Source organism: Streptomyces sp. NPDC047917 (assembly GCF_043204345.1).
GTDB lineage: Bacteria > Actinomycetota > Actinomycetes > Streptomycetales > Streptomycetaceae > Streptomyces > Streptomyces sanglieri.
This window is the reverse complement of the sequence record NZ_JBIDCA010000014.1, coordinates 141,085-155,337: the sequence shown is the minus strand read 5'-3', so window position 1 is coordinate 155,337 and position 14,253 is coordinate 141,085. Positions and strand designations below refer to the sequence as shown.

General features: G+C 71.6%; 13 protein-coding genes. 6 read left to right on the top strand and 7 right to left on the bottom strand.

Annotated elements, in window-relative coordinates:
* The first annotated feature begins 47 nt into the window (after nucleotides 1-47).
* Genes ACGF8B_RS31825 through ACGF8B_RS31815 form a run of 3 tightly spaced genes read left to right on the top strand, consistent with a single transcriptional unit; the run spans nucleotide 48 to nucleotide 3,825 of the window.
* Complete coding sequence (locus tag ACGF8B_RS31825; protein ID WP_392745474.1) at nucleotides 48-2,312, top strand: LamG-like jellyroll fold domain-containing protein; 2,265 nt, start codon at nucleotides 48-50, stop codon at nucleotides 2,310-2,312.
* The gene (locus ACGF8B_RS31820) at nucleotides 2,309-3,001 is read left to right on the top strand and encodes a hypothetical protein (protein WP_392745472.1); all 693 of its coding nucleotides are present in this window, start codon (nucleotides 2,309-2,311) and stop codon (nucleotides 2,999-3,001) included. The genes ACGF8B_RS31825 and ACGF8B_RS31820 overlap by 4 nt, the downstream gene beginning before the upstream one ends.
* Nucleotides 2,998-3,825 (top strand): glycosyltransferase family 2 protein, encoded by an 828-nt coding sequence (locus tag ACGF8B_RS31815; RefSeq protein ID WP_392745471.1) that lies wholly within the window; start codon nucleotides 2,998-3,000, stop codon nucleotides 3,823-3,825. Before ACGF8B_RS31820 ends, ACGF8B_RS31815 begins: the two co-directional genes overlap by 4 nt.
* Here the strand turns inward: ACGF8B_RS31815 and ACGF8B_RS31810 are convergent.
* Complete coding sequence (locus tag ACGF8B_RS31810; protein ID WP_392745470.1) at nucleotides 3,797-4,987, bottom strand: glycosyltransferase; 1,191 nt, start codon at nucleotides 4,985-4,987, stop codon at nucleotides 3,797-3,799. The genes ACGF8B_RS31815 and ACGF8B_RS31810 overlap by 29 nt on opposite strands.
* A 106-nt stretch (nucleotides 4,988-5,093) precedes the next feature.
* Here ACGF8B_RS31810 and ACGF8B_RS31805 point away from each other — a divergent pair, with 106 nt between their 5' ends.
* Nucleotides 5,094-6,605: a hypothetical protein gene (locus ACGF8B_RS31805; protein WP_392745469.1), complete on the top strand. Its 1,512-nt coding sequence runs from the start codon at nucleotides 5,094-5,096 to the stop codon at nucleotides 6,603-6,605.
* Here the strand turns inward: ACGF8B_RS31805 and ACGF8B_RS31800 are convergent.
* The 3 genes from ACGF8B_RS31800 to ACGF8B_RS31790 are packed head-to-tail and all read right to left on the bottom strand — an operon-like array spanning nucleotide 6,568 to nucleotide 10,750.
* Nucleotides 6,568-7,818 (bottom strand): hypothetical protein, encoded by a 1,251-nt coding sequence (locus tag ACGF8B_RS31800; RefSeq protein ID WP_392745467.1) that lies wholly within the window; start codon nucleotides 7,816-7,818, stop codon nucleotides 6,568-6,570. The two genes, ACGF8B_RS31805 and ACGF8B_RS31800, sit on opposite strands and share 38 nt — an antisense overlap.
* Nucleotides 7,815-9,488 carry a lipopolysaccharide biosynthesis protein gene (locus tag ACGF8B_RS31795; protein WP_392745466.1) on the bottom strand — a complete coding sequence of 558 codons (1,674 nt, stop codon included), beginning with the start codon at nucleotides 9,486-9,488 and terminating at the stop codon, nucleotides 7,815-7,817. The genes ACGF8B_RS31800 and ACGF8B_RS31795 overlap by 4 nt, the downstream gene beginning before the upstream one ends.
* Nucleotides 9,485-10,750, bottom strand: a complete 1,266-nt coding sequence (locus tag ACGF8B_RS31790; protein WP_392745464.1) for a glycosyltransferase — start codon at nucleotides 10,748-10,750, stop codon at nucleotides 9,485-9,487. Before ACGF8B_RS31790 ends, ACGF8B_RS31795 begins: the two co-directional genes overlap by 4 nt.
* A gap of 221 nt (nucleotides 10,751-10,971) precedes the next feature.
* Here ACGF8B_RS31790 and ACGF8B_RS31785 point away from each other — a divergent pair, with 221 nt between their 5' ends.
* Nucleotides 10,972-11,412, top strand: a complete 441-nt coding sequence (locus ACGF8B_RS31785; RefSeq protein ID WP_392745463.1) for an adenylyltransferase/cytidyltransferase family protein — start codon at nucleotides 10,972-10,974, stop codon at nucleotides 11,410-11,412.
* On the opposite strand, the gene ACGF8B_RS31780 is transcribed toward ACGF8B_RS31785, so the two are convergent.
* Nucleotides 11,387-12,118 (bottom strand): CDP-alcohol phosphatidyltransferase family protein, encoded by a 732-nt coding sequence (locus ACGF8B_RS31780; protein WP_392745462.1) that lies wholly within the window; start codon nucleotides 12,116-12,118, stop codon nucleotides 11,387-11,389. The two genes, ACGF8B_RS31785 and ACGF8B_RS31780, sit on opposite strands and share 26 nt — an antisense overlap.
* Before the next feature lie 336 nt (nucleotides 12,119-12,454).
* Entirely contained in the window at nucleotides 12,455-13,150 is a 696-nt protein-coding gene (locus ACGF8B_RS31775; RefSeq protein ID WP_392745461.1) for a ribonuclease H, read from the bottom strand.
* Nucleotides 13,151-13,279: 129 nt separating this feature from the next.
* Here ACGF8B_RS31775 and ACGF8B_RS31770 point away from each other — a divergent pair, with 129 nt between their 5' ends.
* Nucleotides 13,280-13,471: a DUF6381 family protein gene (locus tag ACGF8B_RS31770; protein ID WP_392745459.1), complete on the top strand. Its 192-nt coding sequence runs from the start codon at nucleotides 13,280-13,282 to the stop codon at nucleotides 13,469-13,471.
* 143 nt (nucleotides 13,472-13,614) lie between these two features.
* On the opposite strand, the gene ACGF8B_RS31765 is transcribed toward ACGF8B_RS31770, so the two are convergent.
* Nucleotides 13,615-14,181, bottom strand: coding sequence for a nucleoside deaminase (locus tag ACGF8B_RS31765; protein WP_392745457.1), 567 nt, complete (start codon nucleotides 14,179-14,181; stop codon nucleotides 13,615-13,617).
* Nucleotides 14,182-14,253 lie beyond the last annotated feature (72 nt).

Sequence of the window (14,253 nt, the reverse complement as noted above, 5' to 3'; positions counted from 1 at the left end):
CCACCGCGGCGGTCCGGCCGCGGGCCCGTTCTCACCTTCGGAGCCGAATGATGTACGCAACCACGGGCCGCGGACGCGGCGGCCGCGGCCGGGTCCGCGCCGCCGCCGCCGCGCTCTGCCTGCTCGCCGGAGCACTGTCCGCAGCCGCCGCGTCCGGGGGATCCCCGGCCGCGGCCCTGACCCCGCCGGTCTCCCTGACCGCGGACGACCTCACCACCTGGCAGACCAACGGCATCGTGTGGTCGATGGCCGCGTCGGAGGCCGGTGTCGTCTACACCGGCGGCACCTTCTCCACCGTCCGGCCACCGGACGCGCCACCCGGCACCTCGGAGCGGCCTGCGGTGAACTTCGCCGCCTTCGACGCCGCGACCGGTGCGCCGACCGATTGCAGTCTGTCGTTCACACTCTCGTCCGGCACGGCGACCGTACGGGCGCTGGCGCTCTCGCCGGACCAGAAGACCCTTTACGTCGGTGGTCAGTTCGGGTCGGTGAGCGGTGTCGGGGTGAGCAACATCGCCGCGATCGACACCGCGAGCTGCACCCCGCGCAAGGACTTCAAGGTCTCCGTCTCGGCGACGGTGCGAGCCCTCGCCGTGACCGCCGACACCGTGTATCTGGGCGGTGACTTCAACACCGTGGCCGGGCAGGCCAGGAAGAAGTTCGCCGCGGTCACCACGGGCGCCGCGCTGAAGCCGTGGAAGGCCGACGCGGACGAGATCGGCCGGGCCGTCGAGCTGACGCCCGACCGCCGGCACGTACTGCTCGGCGGCAACTTCTTCAAGGTGAACGGCACCACGTCGCACGCGTTGGCGGTGGTGGACGCCACGACCGGGGCGGTGACCAAGAGCTATCCGGCCGGGTTCATTCCCAACACCTCCACGGTGCAGGACCTGACCACGGACGCCACCGGCTTCTACACCGCCAACGAGGGCACCGGAGGTGGCGTCTTCGACGGACGGATCGCGCTGGACCTGAGCGACTTCGCGCAGCGCTGGCGGGACACCTGCCTCGGCGCCACCCAGGCCGTCCTGGTGCACGACGGCGTGCTGTACAGCGGGAGCCACGCCCATGACTGCGCCACCATGGGCGAGTTCCCCAACCAGCCGCGCAAGCATCTGCTGGCCCAGTCCGTGGACGACCCGAAGCTGCTGCCCTGGTTCCCGGACACCAACGACGGGATCGGGGAGCCGGTCGGGCCCCGGGTGATGGCGCAGACCGACAAGGGCGGCCATCACTACCTGTGGGTCGGCGGCGAGTTCACCACCGTCAACGGCTCCGCCCAGCAGGGCCTGACCAGGTTCGCCGACGGTCCCGACACCGGGGCCCCTTGGGTGCCCAACGTCACCCTGTCCACGCTCACCCCGGGGAAGGTGGTGGTCGACTGGCAGACCAGCTTCGACACCGACGACGGGGAACTCACCTACCGGATCTACAAGGACGGCGCGAGCACCCCGGTGCACACCACGACCGGCCACTCGCTGTTCTGGGACCGGCCGCAGCTGAGCTGGACCGACACGGACGTGGCGGCGGGCGAGACCCACTCGTACCGGATCAGTGCGAGCGACGGCACCAACACCAGTGCCAAGTCGACCGCAGTGTCCGCCACGGTGGCGTCGACGGCGCCGAAGTACCCCGCCAAGGTGCTCGCGGACGGCGCTTCGCTCTACTGGCGTTACGACGAGGCCGCCTCGACCCTCGCGGGCGACAGCAGCGGCGGGCGGGACAACGGATTCGTGCGCAACTCCCCCACCCGGCGGGTGACCCCGGCCGCCGTCGCGGGCCCCTCGACCGCGATCGGCCTCAACGGTTCGACCCAGTACGTGTACAGCAACAAGCGCCATCCGCAGCCGGCCAGGTTCTCGGTGGAGACCTGGTTCAGGACGACGAGCACCAAGGGCGGGAAGATCGTCGGCTTCGGCAGTCTGACCATGCAGAACAGCACCCAGTACGACAAGCATGTGTACATGCGTGACGACGGCCGGCTGGTCTTCGGGGTGAAGAGCGGCAGCGCCCGGACCGTCACCACCCCCGCGGCGTACAACAACGGCGCCTGGCACCACGTCGTCGCCACCCAGGGCCCCGGTGGCATGGCGCTGTACGTCGACGGGCAGCTCCGCGCCTCAAGCGCCCTGTACACCGGCAACGAGAAGTACGACGGCTACTGGCGGGTGGGCGGGGACAACCTGAACGGCTGGCCGTCCAGGCCGACGAGCGATTTCTTCGCCGGGCAGATCGACGAGACCGCCGTCTACCCGACCGCGCTGAGCGGCGCGCAGATCAGTGCCCACTACGCGCTGAGGACAGCCGGATGAGGCATCCGTTCCGGGCCGGTGCCGCCGTCGTCGTACTGACGGCGGCGCTGGCCGCCTGCGGCTCGTCCGCCGACGGACGGGACGGCGCCGGCAGCGCCGGACCGGCGGCCACGCGGGTCCCGGTCGCCGCCCCGTCGGCCGGGCCCGGCAGCACCGCCGCCGACGGTCCTGAGGCGCGGCGCACGAGTGAGCCGCCGAAGCTGCCCAGCGACGAACTCACCCCGGCCACCGGCTCGTTCAGCAGGAAGCAGAAGGAGTATCTGGTCGACCGGGTGCCCAGGGGCATGGACCCGGCGGCCGTGCTGCAGACCGGCCAGGAGACCTGCGACAGGCTGCGGTTCCTGGTGAAGGCCGACCGGGATGTCGCGGTCGGTGCGATCGTGACGGGTGAGATCGCCGACGCGAAGCCCGCCGTCGAGCACCTCTGCCCCCAGCACCGGGATCTGCTGCGGGAGGCCGACCGGGGCTACCCGGACGGCACATACCAAAACGAACAGATCCGGCCGGGCCGCTACCGCGTCGTCTCCCCCACCGGAAGCTGCGCCTGGCAGATCACCGGGGCGGACGGCACGGCCCTGGCCTCCGGCTCCGCCGCCGGGAAGCGGACCTCGATCACCGTGCCCCGGCAGGCCCGTGCCTTCACCTCCACGGGCTGCTACGCCTGGCTGCCCGAAGGAGATCTCGGATGAGCAAGCTGCCGATAGCCGTGGCGATCCCCACGAAGAACGAGGGGCTCAACATCGCCGAGGCGGTTACATCGGTTCTCGGCCATTTCGAGGCGGTCGTCGTCGTCGATTCGCACAGCACGGACGAGACGGTGAAGATCGCCGAGGAGTGCGGGGCCGAGGTGATCACGTACACCTGGGACGGTGGTCATCCGCGCAAGAAGCAATGGTGTCTGGACCATGTCCGCACGGACCTGGACTGGATCCTGCTGCTCGACGGCGACGAGCGGCTCGGTCCCGGGCTGCTGGCCGAACTGCGGCAGGTCTTCGCCGACCCGGCCGCGCCGAAGCCCGCCGCGTACGACATCCCGCTCGGATACTGGTTCTCCGGGAAGCGGCTGCGGCACGGATACACCATCCGCAAGCGCTCGCTGACCGACCGCACCCGCTGCCGGTATCCGGAGGTGGGCGATCTGGACGCGCCGGGCATCGGAGAGGTCGAGGGCCACTACCAGCCGGTCGCCGACTCGGTCGGCTCGCTCCGCAATCCGATCGAGCACCAGGACCTCGACCCGGTCACCGCCTGGTTCGAGCGGCACAACCGCTACTCCGACTGGGAGGCGTGGCTGGAGCACCACCCCGAGGTCAAGGAACAGGTGCGCCTCGTGAAGTCGCGCCAGGGGCAGTTGTTCCACAAGGCGCCGTTCAAGCCGCTGGTGTCGTTCGCGTACATGTATCTGTACCGGCGGGGGTTCCTCGACGGGCGGGCGGGGTTCGACTTCGCGCTGGCGATGAGCTTCTACCGCTGGCAGATCGCCCTCAAGTCCCGCGAGGGAAAGACCGTTTGAACCGCCCGGCGCTCCGGCGGGCCACGTCCTCGTAGGTCCGCCGGAGCGTCGCGGTAACCGCCTCGATGGTGAAGTCCTCGTTGACGAGGTTCCAGGCAGCCTTGCCCGTACGGGTGTTGGTCTCCGGTTCGAGGAGTTCCAGGACGGCGGTGGCGACCCTGAGGGCGTTCTTCCCGTCCTCGCCGACCCGGCTGTCGATCACCCGGCCCGCGCCCGCGCGCGCCACGTCGGGGGCGAGTCCGCAGGTACGGGTGATGACCACGGGGGTGCCGACCGACATCGCTTCGAGGACGGACACACCGAGGGGTTCCTCGATCGACGGCAGCACGTACACATCGGCACGCCGGCCCGCCGCCAGGACCTCCTCGTGACCGAGCGGCCCCACCTGGTCGAGCGATGCCGTCACCCCCAGAGCGCGGGCGAGTCCGAGGGTGGCCCCGAGCGCGCCGGTGTCGGGGCCGGCCAGCACGAAGCGGGCGTCCGGGTACCGGGCCAGGACCGCGGGCATCGCCGCGACGAAGTCCTCGGGGCGCTTGCGCTCCTGGATCCGGGCGAGGAAGAGGACCGTCGGCGGCCGCCCCGGCTCGCGGGCGGGCTTGATCTCCTGCGGGCGCACCCCGTTGACCAGCCGTACGGTGCGGGTCAGCGGGACCGGCGCGGCGACGGCGTTCACATCGAGGCGTTCCGTCTCGGTGAGGTGCAGCAGGGCGTCGGCCCCACGCAGCACCCTGCGCACCCCGAGCAGGTCGGTGAGTCGGGCGACCCGGTTCTCGGTGGGGTCCACCATTCCGTGCGTCTGGACGATCAGGGGGGTGCGGGAGGCCAGGGCGAGCAGCGCGGCGGGCAGTGTCACCAGGTCGCGCATCAGATGGACATGGACGATGTCGGCGCCGCGCATCATGCGGAGCGCGGTGAGCAGGAGCGCTCCGGAGGTGATGCCGCTGACCTCGAACGCGGGGAACAGACGGCGGGCCGGGAAGAGACGGGCCGGCACCCCCTCGATCTCGCGCGGGAGCGGGCCCTCGAAACCGTCTCCGAGCGCCATGATCCTGGCGTCGTCACCGGCGGCCCGCTGGACCTTCGACAGGTTGAGCGCCACCCTGGTCGGACCGCCGAACGCGTGGTCCGGGGTGTGCAGTGTGACGATGTGCAGGATCTTCACCAGGGTTCCCCCCAACCGCGGCCGACGCCTCACAGACTAGTCGTCCAAACCCCCCAAGTGGGTTGATTCGTTAGAGTGTTCACAGGTCCACGGAAACGGGGAGCACATGACGTCCGTGCACGAGGCGGCGCCGTCCGCATCCGTACCGGAGCACGGCCCGCGGGCGCCGGGCCACGCGCAGGCGGAGCCCAGGTCGTGGACCATGCTCTCGCGAGCGCTGGCGATGCCCCTCATCCTGGCCCTGGTCTGCTTCCTGCCCGCGGTGATCGCCGCGCAGCCCGGCACCGGGGTCCGCGACACCGCGTACTGGCTCCAGCTCGTGCTGACCTGTTATGCGGGGATCCGGCTCGCGACCATGATTCTCTCCACCCGTCGGCGTCTGCTGCAGGGCGTCTTCTGGATGTTCGTGTACATCGCGATGGGCGTGGCACCGTTCGCCCAGGCCGTCATCGGGCAGACGCCCACCCCGGTGGTCGGGCCACGGTCGGATCTGGTGACGGCCGTCGCACTGATCCTGGTGGGCTGTGCCGCCTTCGACCTGGGGGCCCTGCTGGCGTCCCGGCGGCCGCTGCGGCGACGGGTCACCCCCCGCTCCGGGGGGCACCCGGCCGTGGCGCACCGGGGACGGCTCGGGCTGCTGGTGCTGCTGGCCTTCGCGGCGAGCGGCTACTACATCCTGAAGGTCGGCGGGCCCGCGGTCTTCTTCACCAGCCGTCAGGAGATCAGTGCCTCGGTCGCGGGGAGCGGGGTGGGGTCGGACGGGTCCAACGTGGGATCGGCGTTCCTCAAGGGCTTCGGCACGGTGCCCGCGCTGCTCGCGCTGCTCTTCTTCACCCGCCGGCTGGTGACCTCGCGCTCGGCCCGGCGCTCCCCGTCGGCGGTGCTGGTCTGGACCGGCCTCCTCGTCGTCAACGTGATCGTCAACAACCCTGTGTCCAACGCACGTTACTGGTTCCTGACGGTGCTGGTCTCGCTGCTGTTCACCGCGTTCCCGAGCAGTGCGGCGATGTACCGCTCGGTGCTGGCCATGGGGGTGGTCGGGGCGCTGGTGCTGTTCCCGTACGCGGACCGGTTCCGCTACGACAGCGCGGGGTACCGGCCGGTGGAATCCTCGTCGGTGTTCGAGCCACTGGCCACCAAGGACTACGACCAGACGGTGATGTTCGCCAACACCATCACCTGGGTCGACACCCGTGGTCACACCTACGGGCGTCAACTGGCGGGATCCGCTCTCTTCTTCGTGCCCCGGTCGGTGTGGAGCGGCAAGCCGGAGGACACGGGGGTGCGCGTCGGTCAGTGGATGGGGATGAACATGACCAACCTGTCCTCGCCGTTATGGACCGAGCTCTGGGTCGACTTCGGTGCGCCGGGCATGGTCGGTGCTTTCGCCATGATCGGGTATGCCGCCGCCCGTACGGACCGGCGGTACGCGCGGGCGGTGTCCAGGGCCGGTCCGGGGCCCGGCAGCGTCCTGGCCGTCACCGCGCCGCTGGTCGCGGGGTACACCTTCATTCTGTTGCGCGGGCCGCTGTTGCAGTCCGCGGGAAAACTGGCCGTCGCGGCGCTCTGCCTGCTGCTGGTCACGAGCTTCCGTCGGGACGTACGGCGCCCGCGCTGACGGGCGCCGACACCACCTCGGTGCGGGCCCCGAGCCGGACCACCCTGGTCCAGGTGGCGACGGCCTTGCATCCGGATCCCAGGCACAGGCCCCAGGCCGCGCCCGGCACGCCGCCCAGCGCGTAGCCGCCGGCCAGGAAGGCGACCGCGGCGAGCGAGAAGACCACCTGGATGGCGAGCGTGGTGCGCGGGTCGAGCATCCGAAGGGCCAGCAGCCCGCAGGTGCCGACGGCCATCGCCGCGTACTGGCTGCCGGTCGCGGGGAGCAGCGCGGCGGCCGTGGGCCAGGTGTCGCCCAGCAGCCGGCGTCCGACCGGGTCGGGCAGCAGGGACAGCACGGTGGCCCAGGCGGCGGCGACGGCCGCCAGGACGGCCGCGAGTACGGCGGCGGCCCGCACTCTGCGCCGTTCGCCGGCGAGCCTGCCCAGCAGCGGCGGGCCGAAGCCGGTGGCCGAGGTGAACAGCACGTTCAGCGGCCCGAAGAGGGTGGTCGCGCCACGCAGTGCGCCGACCACCAGCGGGTTGCCGACCGCGCCGAGTCCGAGGACGGAGAGCTGGCCGGTGGCGTTGCCCACCGCGAACTCCACCACGAAGCGCCGCCCGAGGTGGCCGCGCCGCAGCAGGACCTTCAGCCGCAGCGGTGTCCCGGCCGCCCTGCGGTGCAGCAGGGCGGCCGAGAACAGCAGGGCCGGCAGCGCGGCGAGCCCCCACACCAGGACGAGCCGGGCCGCCGGGGCGCCGTGCGGCTGGAGCGCCAGTGCGCCCAGCACACCGGCCAGCCGGAGCACATCGCCCGCCAGCGCCAGCTGCGGCAGGTGCAGGGTGGAGAAGGCGTAACGCATGGTGTCCTGCCCCAGCACCACCGGCAGGACGAGCCCCAGGACCGCCAGGGCCTGCGCGGTGGCACCCGGCAGCAGCAGGCAGACCCCGGCCAGCAGCGTGCCGGGCACCGTCGACGCGAGCAGTGTGAAGACCACCGCCGAACGGCAGGCGCCGCGCACCTCGTCTTCCCCGCCGCGCCGCAGCACGAGGGGCTGCCCGGTGTAGGCGCCGGACACCCCCAGCAGCACCGTGAAGACGAGGTAGACCGCCGAGAAGCGGGCGAAGTCGGCCACGGTGGAGAGCCGGGCGGCCGCTACCAGCACCAGGATGTTGGTGAGCGCGGCCACCCCCTGGTCCGCGACCGAGCAGAGGATCGCGGTGCGTGCCCTCATCTGTGTCCGGCGGTGGAGTCGAAGGCGCGCAGCCCCAGCGTCTCGGCGGGGTCACCGGTCTGTTCCGGCCCGTTGCCCGCCTCGCCCCGGTCCGGCCGGCCGCCGCCCGGGCGGCGCTTGGCCGCCTTCCTGCGGGCCCGGCGCTCGTGGCGGCTCAGACCGGGGTGCAGCAGGGCGCCGAGCACGGAGCCGCCCGCCGCGCCGATGATCTCCCGGATCCGTTCCAGGTCGCTGCGGTGCACCTCGCGCGGGTCGCAGACCACCACGACGCCCTCGACCCGGTCGATCAGCGCGACGGCGTCGGCGTACGACAGCACGGGCGGAGCAAGCACGATGACGACGGCGTCGGGCCGGTCGCCCTCGGCGACGATCCGGCCGACGGGTGCCGACGTCAGTGCGCGCGGCACATTGTCCGTGCGCCGGCCCGCTATCAGGGTGAAGGCGCCCGAACCGGGCACGTCCACGTTCATCTGGCTGTCCGAGGGCCAGGCGCGCCGGCCCCGGGTCGCCCAGCGCGGCCGGGAACCCTGCGCCGCCGGACCCAGGTCCCTGGCCAGGGCCGGGGTACGCAGATCGGCCTCGACCAGGATCACGTCGCGGCCCATCTCGGCGAAGGCGGCGGCCAGGTTGGCCGCCGCGGCGGACGCCGCGGCGCCGTCCCCGCGCGGGGCGGTGACCAGGAGCCTGCGGCGCTCGGCGAACGACGGATCGTAGGCGAGCCGGAAGGCCACCGCGCGGTACTCCTCGGCGAGCCTGCTCCCGTTCCGTCCGATGGCCAGCAGCGAACCGCCGTGCGCGCGCTCCCTGGGCAGGGTGCCCAGCAGCGGCGCGCCGAGCGAGCGGACCAGTTCCCGGGTCGAGCGCACGGCGGGGTCGAAGACTAGACGCACCCAGGACAGCAGCAGTCCCAGTGCGAGACCGACGACTCCGCCGAGCCCCAGCAGCAGCGGCAGTCCTGCTCCGGTGGGCCCGGTCGGGGCGGCGGGCTTCTTCGTCAGGTATCCGGGGGTGGTGTCCAGCGCGCGCAACTCGGAGATCTTCCGGTTGAGTTCGGAGATCGCGACGACGAGGTTGGCCCGTGCGCTGGTCACGTCGTTGCCGCCGCCGGTCTGTGCCGCCAGTTGGTCGCGCTGTTCGGTGAGCGGGGCCAGCTGGGCGCGGTAGCCGTCCACCATGTTGGCGATGCTGTTCTCGGTGCGCTGGCGGCGAATCTCCAGATAGGCGTCGGCGAGCGCCTGGGCCCGTGCCTTCGCCAGTGCGGGGGTGCGGCCGGTGTAGGAGAACCGGAGCACGAGGGTGTTGGGCGGGTTGGTGACCTGGAGGCCGGAGAGTAGCGGTCCGACCGCCACCCGGTCGCCCCTTCCGGCCAGGGTGGTGACGGCCAGGGTGCCCACGGTGTCGCTGACGGCGGTCTGCCGTTCGGAGCCGATGTTGATGCCCTTGTCGGCGGAGGCACCGGCGGCGAAGGGGTCCGAGGCGGCGGAGCGTACGACGACCTCGCCGGTCGATGTGTAGGTGTCCTCGCCGCTGAGCGCGAGCCAGCCGCCGCCGATGAGCCCGACGACCACGCCGGAGGCGAGCAGGGCCCGGTAGCGCAGGAGCTGGCGGAACTGGTCCCTCAGCAGCGCGGGTTCGTCCTGGTCCTCCAGGGTGCGGATCGGCTGGTTCATCGACGTGGTCTCCCTTTGGCGTCCGCGAGGACCTCGGTGAGCAGGGCGTCGAAGCGGGCCAGACCCGCCTCGCGGCTCAGGTGGCGTGCGACGTACTGCGGCCCCCTGGCGCCGAGCGCGTCCGCCCCCGCCGGTGCCTCGACGAGCTTGCGTACGGCCGAGAGCAGCGCCGCGGGGTCCTCCGGGGCGACGAGGAGCCCGGCGCCGGACCGCTGGACCTCCTGTGCGGTGCCTCCCCCGTCGGCGACCGAGGCCACCACGGGCCGGCCCGAGACGAAGTAGGAGGTGAGTTTGGACGGGACGCTCATGTCGAGCACGGAGGCCCGTTGTGTCACCGCGAGCACGTCGGCGGCGGCGAGGACGTCCGTGAACTCGCCCGCGTCGGCCGGGGGCAGGACGTCGAGGTTGCGCAGGCCCGCGGCGCGCGCCAGCAGCGCCTCGCGCTGGTTGCCGTCCCCCATGAGCACCACGCGTATGCCGGGCGCCAGCCGGGCCGCGTCCACGAGGACCTCCAGGCCCTGTTTGAGCCCCATGTTCCCGGAGTGCAGGACCACCGGGGTGCCCTCGTCCCAGCCGAGCCGTGCCCGGGTGACGGCCCGGTCGGCCGAAGGTGCCTGCACATGCGACCAGTTGGGCACCGTGCGGATGCGACCCGGGTCCACTCCGTAGGCGGTGACACGGGGCACGAAGGTCTCGTGGATGACGCCGACGAGGGCCGCGGAGCGCAGCGCGTACCGTTCGGCGGCGGAGGCGACGGCCGCGGCGCGGTCCCCGCCCCGGATGCCGCTCTGCGCGGCGGCGGCGCCCATCAGGTCCTGCACGACGGGTATGTACGGGACCTTGTGCCGGCGTGCCAGCCGGGCACCGATGACGCCCCCGGCGAGACTGGGCATCTGGGAGACCACCGCGTCCGGCGGCCGGGCGGCGGGCGGTGACAGCAGACCATGACCCAACACCGTAGCCTCGAACACCGCTCTGCGCAGGGCGGTCTGACGGGACGGCACATAGTGTCTTCGGCGGTGCACGGTGACCCCGGCCCGCTGCTCGGCCATCCGCCACACCCCCCGGTACTCCGCGTCGGTCCGCCAGGACGGGTAGTGCGGCATCCCGGTCAGTACGTGGGTCTCCGCCCCGGCCTGTGCCCAGTGCTCGGCGAGCTGCGCGGCGTACGGGCCGATGCCCGTCAGCTCGGGTGCGTAGTTCGTCGAGACGACCAGCAGGGTACGTCCCTCGAACAGCTTGTGACGATCGGCATCGGACATGAGTGCCCGCCTTCCCCCCGGAACATTCCGCGTTCCCCCGGGTTTCTCCCGGAGAACAGCCCCAAAAGCGAGCTTATCCGTTCACGTGATGCGCAAGTGGTCTTCACAGTAAGGTCGTTGCTCCATCAACACCGATGCCGATATCCCACCGCACCGGATGCCATGTCCGGAAAACTGCTGCGGGACACGGACATCACGTTCACCGTGGGGGGAGAGAACGGATGGTGCACAGGGTCGGCTACGCGCCGGGGGTCTACGACCTCTTCCACGTGGGGCACCTCAACATCCTGCGGCACGCCCGCAGTCAGTGCGACTACCTCGTCGCCGGAGTCGTCTCGGACGAGATGGCCGCGCTCGCCAAGGGCCATCGGCCGGTGATTCCGCTGCCGGAACGCCTGGAGATCGTACGCAGCGTGCGGTACGTGGACGCCGCGTTCGTCGAGACGGTGCCCGACAAGGTCGAGACCTGGCAGCAGGTGCGGTTCGACGTGATCTTCAAGGGGGACGACTGGCGGGACACGGAGAGGGGGAAACGGCTGGAACGCGACTTCGCCGAGGTCGGCGTGGAGGTCGTCTACTTCCCGTACACCGTGCACACGTCCAGCACCCAGTTGCGCCGGGCGCTGGACACGCTCGTCAGCCGGCAGTCCGGAGCGCTCTGAGCTCCCGGAACCACTTGGCGAGGAACGCCACCAGGAACAGCGCGTGCACGGCGGCGAGGGCCGCGTATCCGACGCGGAACGCGGTCCGGTCACCGAGAAGCAGGAAGACCAGGCAGAACACTCCGTAGTCGGCGGGCAGCAGCACCACTGCTCGCAGCCGCGAGACCGGGGCGGCGGTGCCGGTGCCCGCCGCGGGCCGGGCGGCCGCCCTTCCCAACTGCTCACGCAGCAGTCCCGCGCAGAACGTCAGCACCGCCGTGAACAGGAAGCCCAACGGCAGCAGCAGCCAGCCCTCGCCGGGCAGCCCGGAGAACCGCTGGAAGGAGATCAGCACGGCGGTGTGCACCAGGATCATCTTGGCGCAGTCCACGACATGGTCCAGCCACTCGCCGTCCGGGCCTCCCCCGCCGGTGAGCCTGGCCAGCTGGCCGTCGGCCGAGTCGAGGGCGAAGCCGAGGACGAGACCCGCGTACACGGCGACCGCGAGCCCGCCGGAGGGGCGGACGAGCGCCACGGAGGCGATAGCTGCGAACGTGAACGCCGCACTGATCAATGTAACTTGATTGGGTGTCAGCCCCATTCGGTACGCACCGGCCGCGAGGACCCGGCCGGCCGGCCGGTTCACGTACCGCGAGTAGAGCGACACTCCCTTGGCCGTCTTCTGCGCGCCGCGCAGCTCCCGCAGGACCGTGCCCTTGCTTCCCATCCGCCCCCCAGCGTCCCACCGTTGCGAACGGCGTCGGCATCGGCATCGGCCCAGGAATGCGCGGACACCGCCACCGGATCCGCATCATGGCACGCGGACCCGGTCGCGCGGGGGCACCGGGCGCGTATCGGGTCGTGATCGTGTGGTTCGCTGGGAACCTCGGTCCGGATCACGGAGACCCGGAGGCCCGAGATGGAGTCCGGCCCGGCAGCTCTCGGCCGCGGCGACACCATCGGCCGTGACGCACGCACCCCTGCGGTCGCCTGTCCGGACCGGCCCGATCCGCCGGACAGCCACTGCCCCGCCCCGGCAGACCGCTCCGGACGGCGGTGCGGCTCAGGCGGGGATGGTGCGGCACTCCGGGTGGCCCCAGCCGTTGGGGTTCTTGGCGATCATTTCCTGTGCCGCATAGGGCTTTCCGCAGTGGCAGCGGCCCGCGAACCTGGCCTTGATGGTGCCGCCGGAACGGGCGGGACGTGCCGCGCCCGCCGCCTTCTTCGTCACCGCGCCGGCGCGTCGGCCCTCGGTCGCACGGGCGGGGGCCGGGGTCGGCAGCCGAGTGGAGCCGTGCGCGGTTCCGGCCGGCCGCTGGGCCACCGCGGCCTCGCTGGCCGCCTGGTCGGCGAGCGCGTTGAGCGGGTCGCCGTCCACCTGGTGGGCCGGGACGTAGGTGAAGCGCACGGTCCGGCCGGTCAGCCGGTCGTCGATGGCGACCACCAGGTCGCGGTTGGCCACCGGCTTGCCGGCCGAGGTCTTCCAGCCGTTGCGCTTCCACCCCGGCAGCCACTTCGTCACCGCGTTCATCGCGTACTGCGAGTCCATCCGTACCTCGATCGCCACAGCGGGGTCAGTCGACTCCAACAGCTGTCGCAGCGCGGTGAGTTCGGCGACATTGTTGGTCGCGTTGCCCAGCGGCCCCGCCTCCCAGCGCTCGGGCCGGCCCTGCGCGTCGGCCACGACCCATGCCCAGGCCGCGGGACCCGGATTGCCCTTGGACGCCCCGTCACACGCGGCGATGATGCTCTCGTTCATGCCCTCGATCATGCCAGCGTCGCAACACCTCCCGACACCGTCACCCTGAGTGACGATTCGAGGTGCGGCGATCCGGCGGCGCTGGTTCTCTGATGGAGCCCGCTCTCCCCAACAGCACAAGGAGCGATGATGAGCGTTGCACGTGAATCCGGTGACCGTGCGCAGCAGCTGCGCGACAAGGCCCGGCACATGACCGAGGCCGCCGAGCGCACCACCGACCCTGAGCAGCGCCAACGGCTCCAGGAGAAGGCCCGGAAGCTGCAGGAGCAGTGCGAGCAGCAGGGCGGCACGGGCGGCGGAAACATCCGCCCGTCCAAGTAGCACCCGCCTCACGCCGGCGGCCGACGTCCTGTCGCTCTTCCATGAGTGTGCGGCAGGCCGTCGGCCGCCGTGCCGGGCAGGCTCCGCAGCCCTGCCCGGCCCCCGGTTTCCCGGCCCCCGGTCCTCTGCCCCCGGTCGCTGTCTCAGTAGGGGTGCTTGTTCACCCTGTCCGCCCAGGCCCGGTAGGACGTGTTCCCCAGTTCGGGATGGATCTGTTCGAGTGTGATGCTGCGCCGGTCCGGTGGTTTGGCGAAGTCCTCGTACTGGAAGGCGTCGTCGAAGCCGATCTCCTGGGTCGCCTTCCAGTCACAGCTGTAGTAGACGGCACCGATGCGGGCCCAGTAGATGGCGCTCATGCACATCGGGCACGGGGCCCCGCTCGTGTAGATCGTGCAGCCCTGCAGCATCCGGGCACGCTCCGGCACGGCATCGGGCGAGCCCTCGGGGCGCGGCACCAGTTTGAGCGTGTACCGGTCCAGGTACGCCTCGGAGATGCTGGGGGCCTCGGGATTGAAGACCTGGATGGCCTTGCGGATGGCTTCCACCTCGCCGTGAGCGGTCGGATCGGCGGTGAGCAGTACCCGGTTCTGCCCGCGCGCGATGATCTCGCCTTCCTTGGTGATCACCGCGCCGAACGGCCCGCCCCAGCCCTCCTCGACGGACTCGGTGGCCAGCCGCACAGCCTCGGCCATGAATTCCTCGTGCCCCATCACGGCACCCCTCTTCATCCGGCGCTCGCCCTCCTGGCGCGACCATCCTTCAGGGATTAAAATTAACCCTAT